This window comes from Rhizobium mongolense USDA 1844 (assembly GCF_000419765.1).
Taxonomy (GTDB): domain Bacteria; phylum Pseudomonadota; class Alphaproteobacteria; order Rhizobiales; family Rhizobiaceae; genus Rhizobium; species Rhizobium mongolense.
Genome location: NZ_ATTQ01000008.1, coordinates 218,212 through 238,563, shown reverse-complemented (window position 1 = coordinate 238,563; position 20,352 = coordinate 218,212). Strand labels below are relative to the sequence as shown.

The window sequence follows — 20,352 nt, the reverse complement described above, 5'->3', positions numbered from 1 at the left end:
GCTTTTTCTTTTAAGCGCCTATGCGCCCTTGCGCGATAAGCCACCGGACCGATTCCTGCACAGCCTGGAGGGAGCTGCGGCGTGGCGTGAACTCCAGCAGGCGCCTTGCCTTGTCCATTGAGCAGTTCGGGCTCCGGGCGATGTGCTCCCACGTCGCCCTTGCATCCTCGGCGCTCTCCATTTTCGACCATTCGTCATAGGGGAAGAACTCAAGCTTCGGCTCATGCCCGAACCAGCGAAACATCGCTTCGGCATACCCTCTCAACGTCACTGCCTGGTCGGAAACCGCGTGGAAGCTTTCTCCGGTTGACGCGCGCCAATTGCTGATCGCTGCCATGAACATACCTGCCACATCGTCAGCGTGGACATGATGAACGGTCTCCAAACCGAGATTCGGCAATCTCACCGTCTCGCCGCGCGCAATCGTCGAAAAGACGGAAATGTTGAAATGTCCGGCGGGGTTGAGTGGAGGCCAGCCCGGTCCAACGATATGGCCGGGATGGATGAGGGTTGCGGGAAAGGCTCGCCGCCGTGCCTCGCCTAGAAGATAGTCCTCGATTGCCTTCTTCTGCTCGCCATAGTCTCCAAAGGGCGTCTTCGGCGCGTCCTCGCGTGTCGGAACCGAAATGGAATGGCCGTGCGTCCAGATGGTGCCGGTGTGCAGAAAATGGCCGACATGGCCATCCAACACTCCCGCCAGATGGCGAGCGCTCTCCAACGTGAAACAGATCATGTCGATGACGATATCGGGCCTCAGTGCGCGGACGGCGGGGCCGAAGCTGCCTTCCTCCTCCATCTGCGCCCTATCCATCTGCTGCCGTTCGACGCTCTGCCATGTTGCGTGGGGACCGTAGGGCTCCGCTTTGCCGCGGCTGATTGCAACGACGTCATGCCCGGCCTCGACAAGACGCGGGACAAGATATGTGCCGACATGGCCGGTTGCTCCGATCACGATTACGCGTGCCATCCTTTTTACGCTCCCGCCGTGTGTTGGGTTGGTCCGGCCAATATGTTGGGCGGCCGGTCGATAGGGCAAGCAGGATCATACTTTCACGTCCGCGTGAATGGGCTCTTGGACGGATGAATTCTGCCTGGGATTGCGCTAGCTCATGGCGATGACCAGAGCCTTCCTCATATGGTTTGCCCTTTTTCTTTCCGCCGCGCCGGTCTCAGCCCAGCCCGAAAACGATCGCCTTGCGTCGCTGCTCGACAACTTCGCTTCCCGCGAGGAACTGAAGTCGCTGAAAACCATCATCATTTCACGTGACGGAAAGATCGTTGCCGAGCGCGGCTATCGCGGACATACAGCGTCGGAATCGACCAATATCAAGTCCGCCTCGAAAGCAATCATCTCCGCCCTTGTCGGCATCGCCGTCAGCAAGGGTGTGCTCGAAGGACCGGATCAGAAGATTGCGCCGATCCTGAAGGCGGATCTGCCGCAATCACCCGATCCGCGGCTAAACGAGATCACCATCGGAAACCTGCTGTCCATGCAGGCGGGGTTGGGCCGTATGTCGGGACCGAACTACGGGCGCTGGGTTTCGAGCCGAAACTGGGTGCGTTTTGCACTCTCGCAACCCTTCGACGATGAGCCCGGGGGCCGAATGCTGTACTCGACTGCCTCGACACATCTCCTGTCTGCAATCCTGACGAAGGCGAGCGGTAAGACAACCCTTGCCTTGGCACGGGAATGGCTTAGGCCAGTCGAAGGCTTTCGGATCGGCGCCTGGGAGCGCGATCCACAGGGCATCTATCTCGGCGGAAACCAGATGGCCATGAGCGCCCGCTCGTTGCTTGCTTTTGGCGAGCTCTATCGCAACGGCGGCAGGACGCCGGAGGGGCGACAAGTCGTTCCCGCCGAGTGGATTGCCGCGTCCTGGCAGCCGCGCACCAACTCACGCTTCTCGGGCGATGCCTATGGCTACGGATGGTTTGAGCGCAATCTCGGCGGCGAGGACGTGCATTTCGCATGGGGCTACGGTGGGCAGATGCTCTACATCGTGCCGTCGCTCAATCTGACCGTGGTGATGACCTCGCAGGAAAGCGGGCCATCCACCCGCAACGGCTATCGTGATGCCTTGCATGGCGTGCTGGGCGAGATCGTCGAAAATGCCCGGACATCCTGACCGGAAGGGATGCCGAGCATTCAGCCATCACCATCGGAAGGGTTTGACGGGTCAGGCCGAGATATCGACGACGCCGCAGTCGCCTGCTTCCGAGGCGAAGGCCAGCAGCTTGCCGTTCTTGCTCCAGCTCATCGCGGTGATGGCGCCCCGGCCGGGGCGGCGGATCAGCGCCTCTTTACTGTCTGCAATACGCACGGCAAGGATCATGCCGTCGATGAAACCGATTGCAAGGATATCTTCAGCCGGATGGAACTTGACCGCGGTCGCCATGATGTTGGCGCGCGTGCCGAGCTCGAGCGGTGCCTTGCCCATCGGACCGTCCTTGCCCTGGAAGGGCCAGACGATTGCTGCTGGTGCGCCAGATGAGGCGAGCCACTTGCCCTTGGCGGACCAGGAGAGCGACTTCACCTTGGCCGGATAACCGGTCATGCGCATGTGACGCGCCTCAGCGCCCGGCTTGGCGTCAAGCTTCCAGCCGTGCAGGGCGTTTTCCTGCATGGTGGTCACGAGGAAATTGCCGTCGGGCGAGAATGTGACACCCGTATGCGCGCCCTTCCACTCCAGATCGACCGGCTTTGCGTTCATGCCAACCCAGTGCAGCGATACACCGTTGTAGCGCGCTGCAGCGATGCGCATGCCTTTCGGTGCAAAGGCAAGGCCTTCGACCGTCCGCTCCTCGGTGAATTCCTTGGTGTCGCCATTCGAAAGATGGACGAAGGCGCTCTTTCCGTAGGCATAGGCGACCGCACCCTGCGGGCCGGCCGCCACCTGCGAAATCCATTTGCGCGGCGCGTTAGCGATCTCGCTGACGCCGGCGTCGGCCGCAATGCGCAACACCTTGCCATCTTCGCCGCCGGAAATCAGGCTTTCGCTATAGGGATCGCGGATGCAGGTCAGCATGCCCTGATGGGCTTCGCAAACCTTCTCGCCGCCATCCAGCCGGTGAAGCGTGCCGGCGGCATTCGCGAAGAAGGGGACATCACCTAAAAATTCGACGGCCAGAATGTGGCCGTCGAGATCAAGCGGGGCAACTGTTGGCATCAGGCCGCGGCCTCGCATGCCTTGAAGGAGGCTTCGAGCTTTTCGCGGTCGAGTTCGCGGCCGATGAAGACCAGCCTCGTCTCACGCTTCTCGCCATCCTTCCAAGGACGCTGGTGGTCGCCCTCGACGATCATGTGCACGCCCTGGACGACATAACGCTCGGCATCGTCCTTGAAGGCAATGATGCCTTTAAGGCGCAGGATGTTCGGACCCTGCGTCTGGGTGATCTTCTGGATCCAGGGGAAGAAGCGCTCGGGGTTCATCTGGCCGCCGCGCAGCGACACCGACTGCACAGTCACGTCGTGGATCGGCGACATCGCGCCGTGGTGATGATGGCCATGGTCGTGATCGTGATCATGATGGTGGTGATCATGATCGTGGTCATGCGCATGATGATGGTGGTCGTGATCGCAATCCGGGCCACAGACGTGATCGTCGTGTTCCTGCTCCAGGAAGTGCGGGTCGTTTTCCAGCGCGCGTTCAAGGTTGAAAGCGCCCTGATCAAGCACGCGGGCGAGATCGACGCCGGAGCGGCTTGTCTTGTAGACGCGAGCCGAGGGGTTGATGGCGCGGACGATATCCTCGATCTGCGCCAGTTCTTCCGGCGAGACGAGATCAGTCTTGTTGATGAGGACGACGTCGGCAAAGGCGATCTGGTCTTCGGCCTCGCGGCTGTCCTTCAGGCGCAGCGGCAGGTGCTTGGCATCGACAAGGGCGACGACGGCGTCGAGCTCCGTCTTGGCGCGCACGTCGTCATCCATGAAGAAGGTCTGGGCGACGGGCACCGGATCGGCAAGTCCGGTCGTCTCGACGATGATGCCGTCGAAGCGTCCGGGGCGGCGCATCAGGCCCTCGACGACGCGGATCAGGTCGCCGCGCACGGTACAGCAGACGCAGCCGTTGTTCATCTCGTAGATTTCTTCGTCCGACTCGACAATCAGGTCGTTGTCGATGCCGATCTCGCCGAATTCGTTGACGATGACCGCGTATTTCTTGCCGTGGTTTTCGGACAGGATGCGGTTAAGCAGCGTCGTCTTGCCGGCGCCGAGATAGCCGGTGAGCACGGTGACGGGGATGGGCTTCTGCTCAGTCGAAATTGCGTCGGTCATGAGAACCTCGAAGAATGGGCTTGCCGCCGAGAGGGCTTTAAACGGTCGGTTCCATATAAGGATTTGGACGCGTCAGTTCAAAGGGTTTTATAATGTTATAAGATCACATTGCCTTCGGATCGCTCTATTTGAGTTCGGATGTGTCAAACGCATCCACATCCCGCAGCAGTTCCATCAGCCCCTTAACCGCATGGCCGACCAGCGCTTCGCCTTTCTCGACCGTAGCGGCAGCGGCGTTTCCGGCCGCGCCTTGGACGTTCAGATCGAACATCTTCCAGCCGAAGGCGTGCGGCCCGTAGGCGCGTAGATGCTTGAAGCGCCTGGCAAATTCCAGCTGCCTTGAAGCGAAGTCCTCAGCCTTGGACATGGTGACCCTACCGGGATGCAACGCCAGCATGACCGAGGTCTCAATATCGCCGCCGTGGATGTCGATCGCCCTGTTTTCAGCTGAAATCACCTCTTCCGGCACGCCGAAACGGGTCCAGCTGGTCGCAACGGCCAGCATGTTGAACTTCACCCGCGCCTCGGTTGCGACGATTGTCATCAGCGGTGAATTGCCGCCGTGGGCGTTCAACATTACCAGTTTGCGGCAGCCGAGATCGTGCAGCATTCCGGCAATTGCGAGCCAGCGGTGGATCGCTTCGCCGTAGGTCAGCGTCTTCGTGCCTTCGACATCCATGTGTTCGATCGAATAGCCGACCGGTTCTGTGGGCAGGAAGGTGACCGGTAATGTTGAGGGGAGGGCAGCCTTTAGCCTTTCGACGATGCCTTCGGCAATCAGCGTGTCGGTTTCGAAAGGAAGGTGCGGGCCGTGCTGCTCATGCGCGCCGAGCGGCAGAACCGCGATCCAGTTCCGGCGGTCTTCAGCCGAAAGTGCCGCATCGTTGTCCGCGAAGTTCCGGGCAGGCGCTGTCATCCGGTTTCAATGCCCCTTGTTTATGACGTGAACCTGCGCAATGTCATAACGCAGCGTTGTCACGGCTTAAAGATCAAAGGGATGGCGATGGGGAAGAAGCACAAAGACGGCAAGAAAAACAAGTCCAAGAAAAAGGACCAGACCGAATACACGCTTGTCGATCTTTCGCCGGCTTTGACGCAGGCTGCGCGGTCGATGCGCACGGTGCTCTCCCGTAGTCTGCTTGAAAGCGGCCTTTACGCCGGCCAGGACGGCGTCATTCTTTCGCTTGCTGAAACCGACGGGATGACGGCAGGCGGCCTTGCTCAGAAACTCGGCGTCAAGGCGCCAACCATGACTCGCACCATCGGCCGCATGGAAGCCCAGGGCTTCCTGGAGCGCAAGCCGGATGCGGAAGATGCGCGGCTGACGAAGGTCTACCTCACCGAACTCGGGCGCGGCAGCGTGAAGGCGATCGAGATGGCGGCGTCGGCCTGCGATCGAACGGCTACGCTTGATTTTTCGGAGAAAGAAATCCGCAACCTCGTGCGCCTTCTAAAGGCGATCGACAACAATCTCCAGGCCGAAGCAGTGCCGTTCGAAGAACCCGACGAAATTTGACGGTCGATTAAAATTCGGTTTGCCTCCCCGCGTTTAATCTTTTAATTAAACATTTTAAGGGGCGCTCTTTTCCGGTTCCGCGATGCGCTCCACCATCTCGCGCGTTGCCTGGGGAGGATGCGTGGCTCAAAAGATCAAACTTTCGACAATTGCCGAAACACTCGGCATTTCTACGGCAACGGTATCGCTAGCCTTGCGCGACAGCCCGCTCGTTGCGGGCAATACGCGGGAAAAGATCAAGGAACAGGCGCGCGCGCTCGGCTATATCTACAACCGCCGGGCCGCAAGCCTGCGTACGTCTCGCTCGGGCATCGTCGGCGTCGTCGTGCACGACATCATGAACCCGTTCTATGGCGAAATCCTGAAGGCGATCGAGAGCGAACTCGATCGCAGCCGTCATACCTTCATCCTGTCCAACCACTACGATTCGGTCGAGAAGCAGCGCACCTTCATCGAGACGCTGCTGCAGCTCGGCGGCGATGGCGTCATCATGTCGCCCGCAATCGGCACGCCGCCGGAGGACATGCAGCTTGCCGAGGCCAACGGCATGCCGGCGATCCTTGTCGCGCGCTCGATGGAGGGGATGGACCTGCCGACCTATCGCGGTGACGACAGCTACGGCATTTCGCTTGCTACCAATCACCTGATCGGGCTCGGCCACCGCTCAATCGCCATGATCGGGGGAACGGATCAGACCTCGACCGGCCGCGACCGCTATCAGGGGTATGTCAATGCGCTGCGCAAGGCGGAGATCGAAGTCGATCCCAACCTGCGCATTCCCGGCCCGCGCTCGATGCAGGGCGGGTTCGAGGCGGCTGTGCATTTCCTGTCGCTACCGCAAAAGCCGTCTGCCGCCGTCTGCTGGAACGATCTCGTTGCCATCGGGCTCATGAACGGCATTGCCCGTGCCGGTCTTGTGCCAGGCAAGGACATCTCGGTTACCGGCTATGACGATCTCGAGGAAGCCTCGCTCTCGACACCGGCGCTGACGACGGTCTGGAATGGGCAGGCTGAAGTTGGCCGCCTTGCCGCCCGGGCACTTCTCGATCGCTTGGCCGGCAGTCACGAGCCGGACGGCATCCACCTGATCAAACCCGAGATGCGCATCCGCCAGTCGACAAGCCCTTACAGACCCCGCCAGTAAGACAAGAGGAAAAGCCATGTCCCGCATCGCCATTCTCGTTCCCGGGAAGATACACGAGCGCGTTCTTGCGACCTTGAAGGACCGTTTCGAAGTTGTCGCCGTCGAAAAAAGCGAGACGTTGGAACTCGACGCCGAAACCGCAAACCGCATTCGCGGCGCGGCCGTCAGCGGCGCGTTTGCCGGCAGGTGGATGGATCAGCTGCCGAGCCTTGAGGTGATCGCGAGCTTCGGCGTCGGCTATGACGCGGTGGACGTCAAGCATGCTGCGGAAAAAGGTATCGTCGTCACCAACACGCCGGATGTGTTGAACGACGAGGTCGCCGATACGGCAATCGGCCTGTTGCTCAACACCGTCCGCGAGCTGCCGCGGGCGGAGAACTGGCTGCGTGAGGGCCACTGGACGCCGGGTTCGGCCTATCCATTATCGCGCTTTTCCTTAAAAGGACGGCATGTCGGTCTCTACGGCCTCGGCCGCATCGGCCAAGAGATCGCCAGGCGCCTTGAACCGTTCAAGGTGAAGATCAGCTATCACACACGCACGATCCATCCAGATATCACCTATGATTATCACCCGACGCTGAAAGGTCTCGCCGAGGCTGTCGATACGTTGATTGCGATCGTTCCGAAGACGCCTCACACCCACAAGACGATCGATGCGGAGATCCTTTCTGCACTCGGCCCTGACGGCATTCTGATCAATGTCGGCCGAGGTTGGACGGTGGATGAAGCAGCGCTCGTTTCGGCGCTGAAGAGCGGCGCACTAGGCGCTGCGGGCCTCGATGTCTTCTACGACGAGCCGGTGGTCCCGGCGGAACTCTTCAGCTTGCCGAATGCGGTGCTGCTGCCGCACGTTGCCTCCGCCTCGATCCCGACGCGCAATGCGATGGCCGATCTTGTCGCCGGCAATCTCATCGAATGGTTCGACAAAGGCAGGCCGCTAACTCCGGTGTCGGAGACGCCTTCGGCAAGGTAAGGGCTCAGTCAACGATGCGCCGTGCCATAACGACATCATCGATTTCCTCGCCGTCGTGAACAATTCCGCCCGGAATTCGCCCGACCTGGTTGAAGCCCTCGCGCTCGTAGAAGCGGATCGCGGGCGGGTTCTGCGCGCTTACGGCCAGCTCCAGCTGTCTGATGCCGACCTCTCGAGCATGCCCGGTCAGTCGTTCCAGTAGCGCCGAAGCGGCGCCCAAACCGCGAAAGCTCTTGTGCACGTAAACCATAATAATCGTGGCACGGTGGGCCATCTTGCTCGATTGCTGCCGCATCAAGCCCATCATGCCAACCGGCTTCTCTTGGTGGAATGCGACGAACACTGCATTGTTCGTGAGGCGGTGACGCCATTCATCGTTTGTCAGGCTCTCCCAATCGGCGGCGGTGCTCGCATATGCCGCTGGCTCCGTCTGCAGCGCCTCCAAGCGGATTTGCCGAAAAGGCTCAATATCCTCGGGGCCGAGGAGCCGTATATTGATCTCGCCGTGAGCCACTGTCGATACCTGTCGTTCTGTCGTGCAACCGGAGTGCCTAAGCCTTAACCTTCATGGAGACATTCTTAGCCGCCGCATATTCCCTTGCCGCATCCCCGAAGGCCGCAAAGATCTGGTTCGAGGGCTTGTCGGTTTCGGCCCAGTATTCCGGATGCCACTGCACGCCGACTGCAAAGGCTTTGGCGTCGATGACGGAAACGGCTTCGATCGTCCCGTCTTCGGCAATCGCCTCCACCTGTAGGCGAGGCGCCGTCTTGGCGATTGCCTGACGGTGCAGCGAGTTCACCAGGACTTCGCCTGGACCGATGATGCGGGCGATGCAGGAGCCTTCCTTGACGAAAACGCTCTGGCGGATAGCATACATGCCGTCGCGATCGACATCGGCTGGCTTTCTGTGGTCCCAGATGCCCTCCTGCTCGTGGATTTCACTGGCAAGGGAACCGCCGAGCGCGACGTTGAGCTCCTGTATGCCGCGGCAGATCGCCAGCAGCGGGATGGCTCGATCGATTGCACGGCGGATGAGGGGTATGGCCGTTGCGTCACGCGCCGGGTCGAAGGGGCCATCACTCTCGCGAGCCTCGGCACCGTAGAGCGATGGGTGGACGTTGCTCGCGGAGCCGGAAACCAGCAGACCATCCACTCGGTCAAGGATTGCGTCCGTGTCATAACCTTTCTCGAAGGCAGGAATGATGAAGGCCATGACGCCGGCAGCGTTCAGCGCCGCGCGTACATATTGATGCTGGACAGCATGCCAGTCGGCGCCATCGAGGGTGCGGATATCGGCAGGAACGGCGACGATCGGCTTCATCATTTTTGGTCCGGAAAGCTCTCGATTTTTCTATTGTGAGAACCGAGATCGGCCTCAAAGTCAACTTCTCGGCGCAATGGCGGGCCAAATTGCGGCGATCTGCGCCATTCAAGCATAGAGATCTTGCTAAACTGCTGATTTTCGATGGAAACACGGCATTCGCCAAATTGCTGCCGTGATGCCAAAGTCTGATCGACTAAAGCTTGAAACGCAGGCGGCCGCATGCTTAGCTCGCCTCCATTGCTGCGGGTAGGGATGAAATCGTCCGCGCATGCCATCTATACGGGAGGTTTTTGATGGATCGTCGTTCGTTTATTAAGAAGGCTGGAACTGCGGGGGCAGGTGCCGTTGCGGCAAGCGCGCTCGCCGCACCGGCGATCGCGCAGGAGAATCCGAAAATTTCGTGGCGCATGACCTCTTCGTTCCCGAAGAGCCTGGACACGATCTTTGGCGGTGCGGAAGATATCGCCAAGCAAGTCGCCGACGCGACCGACGGTGCCTTCAAGATCCAGCCTTTCGCAGCCGGGGAAATCGTGCCCGGCCTGCAGGCGGCCGACGCCGTCAGCTCGGGTACCGTCGAATGCTGCCACACCTGCTCGTACTATTTCGTCGGCAAGGATCCGACCTATGCAATCGGCACGGCCATTCCCTTCGGCCTCAACGCCCGCCTCACCAACGCCTGGTTCTTCGAGGGCAATGGCATCAACCTGATGAACGAATTTTATGCCACGCAGGGCATGTTCGGTCTTCCAGCCGGTAATACCGGCGTCCAGATGGGTGGCTGGTTCCGCAAGGAAATCAATACGCTCGACGACCTCAAGGGCGTCAAGATGCGTATCGCCGGTCTTGCCGGGCGCGTCATGGAAAAGCTCGGCGTCATCCCGCAGCAGATTGCCGGCGGTGACATCTATCCGGCGCTCGAAAAGGGCACGATCGACGCGTCCGAGTGGGTCGGTCCCTATGACGACTTGAAGCTCGGCCTGCATAAAGTCGCCAAGTACTACTACTATCCGGGCTTCTGGGAAGGCGGTCCGGCGATCCACGCTTTCTTCAATCTCGAAAAGTGGAACAGTCTGCCGAAGCACTACCAGACGATCCTCGCCGACGCCTGCACCTATTCCAATACCAGGATGATGGCGAAATACGATATGAAGAACCCTTCAGCGCTGAAGCAGCTCGTCGCCGAAGGTGCGACGCTGCGTCCCTTCAGCCAGGAAATTCTGGAAGCCGCGTTCCAGGCTTCGACCGGTCTTTATGGCGAGCTCTCGGCTTCGAACCCATCTTTCAAGAAGATCTACGACGACCAGACCGCATTCAAGCGCGATGCTTACCTGTGGATGCAGCTCTCGGAATATACGTTCGACACCTTCATGATGATCCAGCAGCGATCGGGCAAGCTCTAGGCGGCTTGGAACCCTTCTGCGCGTTCATCGCATCGCCAACAGAAGCCCCGGATGGAAATCCGGGGCTTCTTCGTTTGCCTTCAATTGATCTTTGGAGGTTGGCTGAGATCGGGTGGCGGTGCTGGTTGTGCCGGATTGGCCGGCGCGGGCGTCGCAGGGGCAGGCTGCTGACCGGGCAGACCGTTCAGTGGCGGCAGGGTGAGACCCGGGATCTGTGGCGTACTGCCGCCGCCAGGCGCGGGAGGCAGCGAGAGCTGATTGCCGCCGAAGCCGGGTATTTCGATCTTGATCGTGTTGAGGTCCACGGCCGGACCCTTGTTCAGCCAGTAAGTCACGGATTGCGGCCAGAAGATCACAACCGCAACGAGGATGAGCTGCATGAGGACCCATGGGATCGCGCCCATGTAGATATCCCGTGTCTTCACGTCACGGCTGGCGATGGAGCGCAGATAAAACAGCGCGAAGCCGAAGGGCGGGTGCATGAAGCTCGTCTGCATGTTCACGCAGATAAGCACGCCAAACCAGATCAGATCGATACCGAGTGCCGAAGCGACAGGCGCCAGCATCGGAATGACGATGAAGGCGATTTCGAAGAAATCGAGGAAGAAGGCGAGGACGAAAATGAAGAGGTTGACGAAGATCAGGAAGCCGACCGGACCGCCCGGGATGCCGGACAGCATGTGCTCGATCCAGCGCGAACCATCCATGCCCTGAAAGACGAGGCTGAAGCAAGTCGAGCCGATCAAGATCATCACCACCATCGAGGTGATATGCATCGTCGATGTCATGGCTTCGCGGACCAGCGGCCAGGTCAGGCGGCGGTGGAGCGCTGCAAGCCCGATCGCGCCCACGACGCCGAGGGCGCCGGCTTCCGTTGGCGTCGCAAGCCCCATGAAGATCGTGCCGAGCACCAGGAAGATGAGGATAATGGAAGGCACCATGCCGGCTAGCACCTTCATCAGCAGTGCCCAGTTGAACTCGCCGCGCACCTCCTTCGGCAGCGGCGGCATCAAGCCTGGCCGGAAGATGGACAGGAACAGGATAAAGCCAAGGAAGATCGCGACCTGCAGGATCGAAGGGCCGATGGCGCCGAGATACATGTCACCGACCGATCTGCCGAGCTGGTCGGCGAGAACGACGAGCACGAGGGAGGGCGGGATGACCTGGGTGATCGTGCCCGACGCGGCGATGACGCCGGTCGCCAGCCGCGGATTGTAGCCGTAGCGCAGCATGATCGGCAGCGAGATCACGCCCATTGTGATGACCGATGCCGCAACCGTGCCGGTGATGGCGCCGAGAACAGCGCCGACGAGGATGACGGCGTAGGCGAGACCGCCGGGAACGGCGCCGAAGAGCTTGCCGGTTCCCTCGAGAAGATCCTCCGCCAGGCCACACCTTTCCAGAATGGCGCCCATGAAGGTGAAGAAGGGTATGGCGAGCAGCAAGTCGTTGGAAACGATGCCGAAGACGCGAAGGGGCAGGGCCTGCAGGAAGGCCTCGCTGAAATGCCCGGTTACTATGCCGATGACCCCGAAGAAAAGGCCGACGGATGCGAGCGAAAAGGCGACCGGAAAGCCGTAGAGCATGAAGATGACCATGCCCAGAAACATCGCCGGCGGAATGATACCGAAGTCAAACAAGTCCGTTCCTCCCGGAGAGCTTTATTGCAGGGGCTTTTCGTATTTCGTTTCGAGCTGGATGTAGCCGCGCACCGCGGCGATCCTCTTGATGAGTTCCGAAATGCCCTGCAGCACCAGGAGTGCGAAACCTGAAAAAAGAATAAGCTTGACCGGCCAGCGAATGAGCCCCCCAGCATTTGCGGATATCTCACCCTGCTGGAAGGCGATCACGAAATAAGGCCAGCACAAGAAAGCCAGGAAGGAGCAGGCCGGGATCAGGAAGACGATCAAACCGATGATATCGATCCAGATTCTGGCCTTGTCGGAAACCGATCCGTAGATCAGGTCGACGCGTACGTGCTCATTGTTGCGCAGAGTATGAGCCGCCCCGAGCACGACGATGTAGGCAAAGAGATACCATTGAATCTCCAGCCAACCATTCGAGCTGTAATTGAAAAGATAGCGGACGATTGCATTGCCGGCGCTGATGAAGCAGCACACAAGCACCATGTAATCCGCGATTTTCCCTATGAATTGGCTGACGCTGTCGATCAGCCGGCTGACGCTTAGGAACGCCGGCATGCCTTTCCCCTTACTCTGCCTTTGCGGCAAGTTCTCACTTTTGAAATTTGTGTAAACTACGGTTTCGGAAATTGAAAGAATAAACGGCCGTGTAGAATTTTAGTCGTAGACTTTGGATGCGGCGGTCTAGATGCAGCCTGTACAACCAGCAACTTAAGCGTGGATCATTTTTCCATAAACTTCACTTCATAGCTGTGAAATTCGCTCTTAATCTTGAAATTCTCTCTTCGGTTTTAGAAAAAACAACCAAACAGTTAGGGTCTAGGCAATCAATTTTTAAAGGGTTCCCCATATCATCCCGGCGCACAGGGAAAGTATGGATGAAACCACATAACCCGAACAGGGTCCCTATCGACGTGTATCTGTCGTTTGTGAGTTCTCTTTCGGGGAACCGCATGACGCTGCTTGCCGGCGTCATTGTGCATGTCGCAACGTTCCTGGCAGTTGCGGCCAAAACGCAGTCCTTCATCTATGTTCTGCTGTCGGCTGCCGCCCTCCTGGTCTTTTGCCTCCGCATGCTCACCTTCCGGCGGTTCGATCGCGTGGAAAAAGAGAAACTGTCGCGCGCCGGCATCGAGCGATGGGAGCGTGTCCTCGTTGCCGGTGCAGCCTGCACTACCGCCATTCTCGGCATCGGCAGCGGCTATGCCATCTTCGTCGTGCATGATTCCTTCGCGGAGCTTGCCTGCATTTCCGTCACCATGGCGACCATGGTTTCCGTCGTCGGCCGCAATTACGGCTCGCGGCTGGCAGTTGACCTGCAGACTTTCTCCTGCTGCCTGCCGATGATCGTCTGCAGCCTGATGGCGTTGGATTTCTATCGCGGCATCCTCTCTATCTTCCTCATTCCCTTCTGGCTGACGACGCGGGCGATGGCGAACGGCGTGCGCGAGTTCCTTTATGAGAATGTCATCGCTCACCGGCAGATCTCGCTGATTGCCGATCGTTTCGATACCGCGCTCAACAATATGCCGCACGGTCTCGTGATGGTCGATCCGTCGAACCGTATCCAGGTGATCAACCGGAAGGCCTGCGAGCTTCTCAAGATCGGCGATCCGGACCGGTTGAAGGATCGCGACCTCGGTGCCGTCCTGCGCTACGGCGCGCGCTACAGCTTCATGGATGCCTCGCAACCGGAATTGATCCTGCGGCAACTGACACAGGTTGCCGAGGAGGGCCTGTCGCGTACCCTGATCCATTTTCCCGAGAGCCTCTCGCTGGAATTTTCCGCGAAGCGTCGTGCCGACGGCGGCGCCGTTCTGATCTTCGAGGATGTGTCGAGCCGCGTGAAGGCGGAGCAGAAGATCCTGCATATGGTCCGCTTCGATGCGCTGACCGGCCTGCCGAACCGCGAATATTTCGGTCATCTCGTAAAGGAATATATCGAGCGCCACCCGAAAAGGCGTGGGCCGCTTGGTTTCATGGTTCTCGACATCGACGAGTTCAAGCACGTTAACGACATGCGCGGCCACATCACCGGCGATCACCTGCTCTGCGCGATCGCGGCACGGATCAAGGACGAAGCAGGCAATGCCATCGTCGGCCGCCTCATGGGCGACCAGTTCGTCATCTTCTTCCCGCATGCCAAGAACAACGAAGCGCTCGATGCCGAAATCCGCCGGGTGCATGCCGACATTCAGGGCAATTATGAAGTGGACGAGGTCACCTTCCTTGTATCGCTCAGCGCCGGCTACGCGCTCCTCGAAAGCAATGCATTTGCAATGGAGGAGTGGAGCATCAAAGCGGACCTCGCCCTCTTTGAAAGCAAGTCACGCCTGCGCGGCGGTATCACCGGCTTCGAACACGAAATGGATGGCCGCTACATCGAGCAGCAGAAGCTGAAAGCGGACTTGCGCGAAGCGGTGGCTGCGGGCGCGCTCAGCGTCGCGTTTCAACCGATGTTCAAAAACGATGGGACACGCATCGAATGCGCCGAGGCGCTGGCGCGCTGGGTCCACCCGGAAAAAGGCGCCATTCCGCCGGACGTTTTCATCCGCCTCGCCGAAGAGATGGGCATCATATCGGACATCACGCGGTTCATCCTCTTCAAGGCCTGCAGCGAATGCATGACCTGGCCCGACCACATCGCGATATCGGTCAATCTCTCGGCACGCGACCTGCGTGACAACGATATCCTCGCCGTCGTTTCGGAAGCGCTTTCAACATCCGGCCTGAAAGCGTCGCGGCTGCATCTGGAAATTACAGAAAGTTGTCTCATCGACGAGCCTGCGGCGGTGCGCGCCATCCTCGCGGAATTGCGCTCACACGGCATTACCATTGCGATCGATGACTTCGGCACGGGTTTTTCCAGCCTCAGCTATCTCGACACGTTGCCGCTCGATATCGTCAAGATCGATCGCTCCTTCGTTCGCAATATCGCGGAAGACACGCGCCGTCTGAAGCTTTTGTGCGGTACCGTCAATCTCGCCCGCGAGCTCGGGCTCAAGATCGTCATCGAGGGTGTGGAAACTGTTGAGCAACTGGCATTGCTCAACAAGCATCGCAGCGCCGATCTCGTGCAGGGCTATGTCTTCTCTCCGCCGGTCCCCTCAAAGGAGATCGGCATCCTTTCGCAAGCACTCAGCCGTCGCGTCACCCAGCGCCGCCGCAGCAAGGTCGCCTGAGCCGGGATTGCCGCCATCGCGACAAGAGCCCATTTATCCGGGTCTGTTAACCTTAATAATTCAAATACGTCAGAAATTTTTGATAATTCTTGCTCTTTGCGTGACCAGATATGATTAATGGCCCGTTAACTGCGGGAACATCAATGGCGTCAATCCCTTTGAATACAAGTGACTTTTCAAGAAAGCTTCTCGAAATTCTGGACCATGTCGAATATCGCCGCATCGAAAGCAGCGAGGACATGGAGGATGTCGAACGGTTGCGCTGGAAGGCCTACAAGGCCCATGATGTGCTGGCGCTCGCCCCAAAAGGGCTGTTGGACGATACCGATTTCGATAGCCATGCTTATGTCTTCGGTCTTTACTATTACGGCGAAATGGTCAGCACGGTCCGACTTCACTATGTAACGCCGGACCATCGCGTCAGCCAGTCCGCCGGCGCCTTTCCCGAGGCGATCGATTCGCTCCTGGATGCAGGGCTGACCTTGATCGATCCGGCGCGCTTTGCGGCCGATCCGGAACTGACCGCCGACCTGTCGTGGATTCCCTACCTGACGCTGAGGCCAAGCATCGTTGCGGCGGCGCATTTCCGTGCCGACCGCGTTCTTCAGTTCTGCCGGCCCCCGCACGCCGCGTTCTACAAGCGGGTCTTCTATGCCGATACCATCGTGCCCGGCCGGCTGGCGAAGAATTACGGAATCGACATGACGCTGATGGCGACGAATGTGATCGAGGTTGGCCGAAAGCTTCTGACGCGCTATCCCTTCTTTATGTCCAGCGCCAGCGAACAGCGAATGATGTTTTCCCGCAGCCCCGAAAGCACGCTGCCGTCGCTCACCATCATCCCGACCGCTCGCTTCGTGCCGGAAGGCCAGTTCGGCACCGATCTGCCGCTTTAAGCCGCGCTCATGAAATGCCGCAAAGCGTACCGGCTGCGGCATTCTCATGCATTGCGCTTTTCCCAGGCTTTGTGTAAGCCCTGAATGGGATCATGGCATTCAGGGAGACGAAATTTCATGGCCGAAGAACACAACGGACCCGTCGAAGTCGGCGCGCCGATGGACTACAAGGAACATGAACAAACCTACAATATGTTCATTTCGGCTGCGAAATACGGCGCGATGTTCCTGATCGCCCTGCTGCTTGCCATGACGGCCGGTTTTTTCACCAGCAGCGGCTTTCTCGGCGGCCTCCTGGTTTTTCTCATCATCTTCGTTGCCGGCATCGTCCTGCTGCGCTGAGCGGCAGCAGGCGAGGAGCGGCATTTCCGAATTTTTGAATAGGTGCTTGGCCTGAGCGGTGAGCCCGCGGTGGTTTGGCTGACCCGGAGGAGGGGGCAGTTGGGCAATATCGTTTTCATTACCAAAGAATCGATCGGTTCCGAGACACGCGTTGCGGCGTCTGCCGAAACTGTGAAGAAGATGAGGAACCTCGGCTTCGACGTCGTGGTCGAGGCAGGTGCTGGCGTTTTATCGCGCATGCCGGACAGCGAATTCGAGGCTGCAGGGGCGCGGATCGGCTCGGCTGGCGATGCGGCAACCGCGGATGTGGTGCTGAAAGTGCGCCGCCCGACGGAGGCGGAGATTGCCGGCTACAAGAGCGGCGCCGTCGTCATCGCGATCATGGATCCCTACGGAAACGATGAGGCGATTGCCGCAATGGCGAAGGCAGGGCTTTCAGCCTTCGCGATGGAACTGATGCCGCGCATTACGCGCGCGCAGTCCATGGATGTTCTTTCCTCACAGGCAAATCTCGCCGGCTATCAGGCCGTCATTGAAGCAGCGTCAGTCTATGATCGCGCCCTGCCGATGATGATGACGGCGGCCGGTACCGTTCCGGCCGCCAAGGTCTTCGTGATGGGTGCAGGCGTGGCGGGCCTCCAGGCGATTGCGACGGCGCGGCGCCTCGGCGCTGCGGTCTCGGCCACCGACGTTCGCCCCGCCGCAAAGGAACAGGTCGCCTCGCTCGGCGCCAAGTTCATCGCCGTTGAAGACGAGGAGTTCAAGGCTGCGGAGACGGCGGGCGGCTATGCCAAGGAAATGTCCAAGGAATACCAGGCGAAACAGGCAGCGCTTGTTGCCGAGCATATCGCCAAGCAGGACATCGTCATCACAACGGCACTGATCCCCGGCCGCCCTGCCCCGAAGCTCGTATCGCGCCAGATGCTGGCTTCGATGAAGCCCGGCGCCGTTGCCGTCGATCTTGCGGTCGAGCGTGGCGGCAATATCGAGGGCGTGGTTGCAGACACGGTCGTCGATGTCGAAGACGTCAAGGTGATCGGCTTTGCCAACCTGCCGGGCCGGGTCGCCGCCAGCGCCTCGGCGCTCTATGCCAAGAACCTCGTCACCTTCCTCGAGACCATGCTCAACAAGGAGACGAACAGCGTCCTCCTCAATCTCGACGACGAACTCATCAAAGCCACCATGCTGACCTATGCAGGCGATGTCGTGCATCCGGCATTCGGCGGGACGAAGAAGGGGATAGCTGATGGCCAGTGAAGCAATGGACAAGGCGCTGGAGCAGCTTGACCAGGCGGTCAACGCAGTCGTGGCGGCGGCCGCGCAGGCACCGGAAGCGGCAAGTGCGGCAACGGGCGGGGCGATCGATCCCTTCATTTTCCAGTTCGCAATCTTCGTGCTGGCGATCTTCGTCGGCTATTACGTCGTCTGGTCGGTGACGCCGGCGCTGCATACGCCGCTGATGGCCGTCACCAACGCCATCTCTTCAGTCATCGTCGTCGGCGCGCTGCTTGCAGTCGGCATTTCGGCAAGCGGGCTTGCGACCGGCTTCGGCTTCGTTGCGCTCGTGCTCGTCTCGGTCAACATCTTCGGCGGTTTCCTCGTCACGCAGCGCATGCTGGCGATGTACCGCAAGAAGGACAAGTGAGGCCGGACGAATGACCAATATCGCAGCTTTCCTCTACCTCGTCTCCGGCGTGCTTTTCATCCTGGCACTGCGCGGCCTCTCCCATCCGGCCACCAGCCGCAAGGGCAATCTCTACGGCATGATCGGCATGGGGATGGCGATCCTCACGACGCTGGTGCTGGCCACGCCTTCTTTCGCCGGCTTCGTGCTGATCGTGCTCGGACTGGCGATCGGCGGCGGGGCGGGCGCCTATATCGCCCGCGTCATCCCGATGACCTCTATGCCGCAGCTGGTAGCGGGCTTTCACTCCTTGGTCGGCCTTGCCGCCGTGCTGGTTGCTGCCTCCGCGCTCTATACACCGGCCTCCTTCGGCATCGGCGATATCGGCTCGATCCATGGCGAGGCGCGTATCGAGATGGCGATCGGCGCCGCGATCGGGGCGCTTACCTTTACCGGCTCGATCATCGCTTTTCTGAAGCTCGACGGGCGCATGTCCGGCAAGCCGATCCTGCTTCCCTTCCGGCATATCATCAACATCGCGCTGCTGGTGCTGATCGTCTTTTTCATCATCGGGCTCGCGGCAACCGAAAGCCATTTCGATTTCTGGGCGGTCGTGGTGCTTTCGCTGGCGCTTGGCGTGCTGCTGATCGTGCCGATCGGGGGCGCCGACATGCCGGTCGTCGTCTCCATGCTGAACTCCTATTCGGGGTGGGCGGCAGCCGGTATCGGTTTCACGCTCGGCAATCTCGCTCTGATCATCACCGGCGCGCTGGTCGGCTCTTCGGGTGCGATCCTGTCCTACATCATGTGCAAGGGCATGAACCGCTCGTTCATCTCCGTCATTCTCGGCGGCTTCGGTGGCGAGACCTCCGCAGGGGCAGCGGACAATTCCGACAAGACCGTCAAGCTCGGCTCGGCAGAGGATGCCGCCTATCTGATGGCGAACGCTTCCAAGGTCATTATCGTGCCGGGCTACGGCATGGCGGTTGCCCAGGCGCAGCACGCGCTTCGCGAGCTGGCCGACAATCTCAAGAAGGCCGGCGTCGAAGTCAAATACGCAATTCACCCGGTCGCCGGCCGCATGCCCGGCCACATGAACGTGTTGCTGGCCGAAGCGAACGTGCCTTATGACGAGGTCTTCGAACTCGAAGACATCAATTCCGACTTCGGCCAGGCCGATGTCGCGTATGTCATCGGTGCCAACGACGTCACCAATCCAGCGGCACGCGATGACAAGACCTCGCCGATCTACGGCATGCCGATCCTTGATGTCGACAAGGCCAAGACCTGCCTCTTTGTCAAGCGTTCGCTCGGCTCCGGCTATGCCGGCATCGACAATACGCTGTTCTACAAGGATGGCACGATGATGCTGCTCGGCGACGCAAAGAAGGTCACCGAGGAGATCAACAAAGCGATCGGCCACTGAGCCAGCGCCGAGCCGGGCCTTTATTTTAAGCGATGCCAGCCGTAGAAAAAGGCCCGCCGAGGCGAGCCTTTGTCCATCTCCGCTGACCTTTGTCAGGTAGCAGCGGGCGCCAGCGTCATTTTCTCCACGCCGATCGCGAGATTGAGGCCCTCCTGGGCCTGCACATTCAGCGGCTGCAGCATGAAAGCCTTGTTGGTGCCACCGGCGATCACCTTGGCACCGGCACCTGCGCCAAGGCTGGCATCGGCGCCGATCCCGTAGTATTCACCGGCAAGCGCAAATTCCGGAATGTTCGTGCCGGTCTTGGCAAGAACCTGCCAGATCATAACGCTTTTGCCGGTCTCGCCGATATCCAGCCCAAATTTCTCGATCTTGCCGGCATAGACCGCTTTCGGGCCGCCTCCGGCAGGCGTATAGGTGCAGATGAGATTCTTCTGCGAAGTGACAATCAGTCCCTGACCGCCTTCCGATCCGCAGACCAGACGGCCGAGGCTGATATAGTTCGCAGCGCCTGCCGGGCTTGCAAAGACTGCTGCCGCCGCCGTTGCTGCGATGATCATGTGCTTAAACATGGCCGTTCTCCTTTCGGATGACCTATCGGAAAC

At 59.7% G+C, this 20,352-nt stretch carries 21 protein-coding genes; 11 read left to right on the top strand and 10 right to left on the bottom strand.

The window, feature by feature from the left end; genetic code table 11:
* Window positions 1-10 precede the first annotated feature (10 nt).
* Complete coding sequence (locus A3C3_RS0117705) at window positions 11-967, bottom strand: NAD-dependent epimerase/dehydratase family protein (protein ID WP_022715915.1); 957 nt, start codon at window positions 965-967, stop codon at window positions 11-13.
* Between the two features lie 148 nt (window positions 968-1,115).
* Between A3C3_RS0117705 and A3C3_RS0117700 the strand changes: the two genes are divergently transcribed.
* Window positions 1,116-2,126, top strand: coding sequence for a serine hydrolase domain-containing protein (locus A3C3_RS0117700; RefSeq protein WP_028739746.1), 1,011 nt, complete (start codon window positions 1,116-1,118; stop codon window positions 2,124-2,126).
* A 51-nt stretch (window positions 2,127-2,177) separates the two neighbouring features.
* Here the strand turns inward: A3C3_RS0117700 and A3C3_RS0117695 are convergent, their stop codons facing one another.
* The 3 genes from A3C3_RS0117695 to A3C3_RS0117685 form a co-directional block, all read right to left on the bottom strand.
* Window positions 2,178-3,167, bottom strand: coding sequence for a WD40 repeat domain-containing protein (locus tag A3C3_RS0117695; RefSeq protein WP_028739745.1), 990 nt, complete (start codon window positions 3,165-3,167; stop codon window positions 2,178-2,180).
* Complete coding sequence (locus tag A3C3_RS0117690) at window positions 3,167-4,276, bottom strand: CobW family GTP-binding protein (RefSeq protein ID WP_022715912.1); 1,110 nt, start codon at window positions 4,274-4,276, stop codon at window positions 3,167-3,169. The genes A3C3_RS0117695 and A3C3_RS0117690 overlap by 1 nt, the downstream gene beginning before the upstream one ends.
* 124 nt (window positions 4,277-4,400) lie before the next feature.
* Window positions 4,401-5,192 carry a creatininase family protein gene (locus tag A3C3_RS0117685; protein WP_022715911.1) on the bottom strand — a complete coding sequence of 264 codons (792 nt, stop codon included), beginning with the start codon at window positions 5,190-5,192 and terminating at the stop codon, window positions 4,401-4,403.
* 87 nt (window positions 5,193-5,279) lie between these two features.
* Here A3C3_RS0117685 and A3C3_RS0117680 point away from each other — a divergent pair, with 87 nt between their 5' ends.
* The 3 genes from A3C3_RS0117680 (at window position 5,280) to A3C3_RS0117670 (ending at window position 7,909) form a co-directional block, all read left to right on the top strand.
* Entirely contained in the window at window positions 5,280-5,792 is a 513-nt protein-coding gene (locus tag A3C3_RS0117680) for a MarR family winged helix-turn-helix transcriptional regulator (protein ID WP_028739744.1), read from the top strand.
* Between the two features lie 121 nt (window positions 5,793-5,913).
* Entirely contained in the window at window positions 5,914-6,936 is a 1,023-nt protein-coding gene (locus A3C3_RS0117675) for a LacI family DNA-binding transcriptional regulator (RefSeq protein ID WP_022715909.1), read from the top strand.
* A gap of 16 nt (window positions 6,937-6,952) precedes the next feature.
* Window positions 6,953-7,909, top strand: coding sequence for a 2-hydroxyacid dehydrogenase (locus tag A3C3_RS0117670; protein ID WP_022715908.1), 957 nt, complete (start codon window positions 6,953-6,955; stop codon window positions 7,907-7,909).
* Window positions 7,910-7,913: 4 nt separating this feature from the next.
* Here the strand turns inward: A3C3_RS0117670 and A3C3_RS0117665 are convergent, their stop codons facing one another.
* From A3C3_RS0117665 to A3C3_RS45310, 3 genes are read right to left on the bottom strand one after another with little or no spacing between them, the layout of a single operon-like run.
* Entirely contained in the window at window positions 7,914-8,423 is a 510-nt protein-coding gene (locus A3C3_RS0117665; protein WP_022715907.1) for a GNAT family N-acetyltransferase, read from the bottom strand.
* 37 nt (window positions 8,424-8,460) lie between these two features.
* Window positions 8,461-9,234, bottom strand: a complete 774-nt coding sequence (locus tag A3C3_RS0117660; protein ID WP_022715906.1) for a gamma-glutamyl-gamma-aminobutyrate hydrolase family protein — start codon at window positions 9,232-9,234, stop codon at window positions 8,461-8,463.
* On the bottom strand, window positions 9,231-9,455 hold the full coding sequence (locus A3C3_RS45310) for a hypothetical protein (protein ID WP_156890787.1): 225 nt from the start codon (window positions 9,453-9,455) through the stop codon (window positions 9,231-9,233). The genes A3C3_RS0117660 and A3C3_RS45310 overlap by 4 nt, the downstream gene beginning before the upstream one ends.
* A 72-nt stretch (window positions 9,456-9,527) precedes the next feature.
* On the opposite strand from A3C3_RS45310, the gene A3C3_RS0117650 reads away from it, so the two are divergent.
* Window positions 9,528-10,634, top strand: a complete 1,107-nt coding sequence (locus A3C3_RS0117650; RefSeq protein ID WP_022715904.1) for a TRAP transporter substrate-binding protein — start codon at window positions 9,528-9,530, stop codon at window positions 10,632-10,634.
* 80 nt (window positions 10,635-10,714) lie between these two features.
* On the opposite strand, the gene A3C3_RS0117645 is transcribed toward A3C3_RS0117650, so the two are convergent.
* Window positions 10,715-12,274: a TRAP transporter large permease gene (locus A3C3_RS0117645; protein ID WP_022715903.1), complete on the bottom strand. Its 1,560-nt coding sequence runs from the start codon at window positions 12,272-12,274 to the stop codon at window positions 10,715-10,717.
* 21 nt (window positions 12,275-12,295) lie between these two features.
* Window positions 12,296-12,835, bottom strand: a complete 540-nt coding sequence (locus A3C3_RS0117640; protein ID WP_022715902.1) for a TRAP transporter small permease subunit — start codon at window positions 12,833-12,835, stop codon at window positions 12,296-12,298.
* Window positions 12,836-13,155: 320 nt separating this feature from the next.
* On the opposite strand from A3C3_RS0117640, the gene A3C3_RS0117635 reads away from it, so the two are divergent.
* The 6 genes from A3C3_RS0117635 to A3C3_RS0117610 all read left to right on the top strand — a co-directional run bounded on the left by A3C3_RS0117635 (window position 13,156) and on the right by A3C3_RS0117610 (window position 19,747).
* On the top strand, window positions 13,156-15,459 hold the full coding sequence (locus A3C3_RS0117635) for a putative bifunctional diguanylate cyclase/phosphodiesterase (protein ID WP_028739743.1): 2,304 nt from the start codon (window positions 13,156-13,158) through the stop codon (window positions 15,457-15,459).
* A 143-nt stretch (window positions 15,460-15,602) separates the two neighbouring features.
* Complete coding sequence (locus tag A3C3_RS0117630; RefSeq protein ID WP_022715900.1) at window positions 15,603-16,355, top strand: N-acyl amino acid synthase FeeM domain-containing protein; 753 nt, start codon at window positions 15,603-15,605, stop codon at window positions 16,353-16,355.
* Window positions 16,356-16,472: 117 nt separating this feature from the next.
* Complete coding sequence (locus tag A3C3_RS0117625) at window positions 16,473-16,697, top strand: aa3-type cytochrome c oxidase subunit IV (protein ID WP_022715899.1); 225 nt, start codon at window positions 16,473-16,475, stop codon at window positions 16,695-16,697.
* A gap of 99 nt (window positions 16,698-16,796) precedes the next feature.
* Window positions 16,797-17,954, top strand: coding sequence for a Re/Si-specific NAD(P)(+) transhydrogenase subunit alpha (locus A3C3_RS0117620; RefSeq protein WP_022715898.1), 1,158 nt, complete (start codon window positions 16,797-16,799; stop codon window positions 17,952-17,954).
* Window positions 17,944-18,342: a proton-translocating transhydrogenase family protein gene (locus A3C3_RS0117615; RefSeq protein WP_022715897.1), complete on the top strand. Its 399-nt coding sequence runs from the start codon at window positions 17,944-17,946 to the stop codon at window positions 18,340-18,342. Before A3C3_RS0117620 ends, A3C3_RS0117615 begins: the two co-directional genes overlap by 11 nt.
* Before the next feature lie 10 nt (window positions 18,343-18,352).
* Window positions 18,353-19,747, top strand: coding sequence for an NAD(P)(+) transhydrogenase (Re/Si-specific) subunit beta (locus tag A3C3_RS0117610; RefSeq protein WP_022715896.1), 1,395 nt, complete (start codon window positions 18,353-18,355; stop codon window positions 19,745-19,747).
* Window positions 19,748-19,839: 92 nt separating this feature from the next.
* Here the strand turns inward: A3C3_RS0117610 and A3C3_RS0117605 are convergent, their stop codons facing one another.
* Window positions 19,840-20,319 (bottom strand): DUF992 domain-containing protein, encoded by a 480-nt coding sequence (locus A3C3_RS0117605; protein WP_022715895.1) that lies wholly within the window; start codon window positions 20,317-20,319, stop codon window positions 19,840-19,842.
* Between the last annotated feature and the right edge of the window lie 33 nt (window positions 20,320-20,352).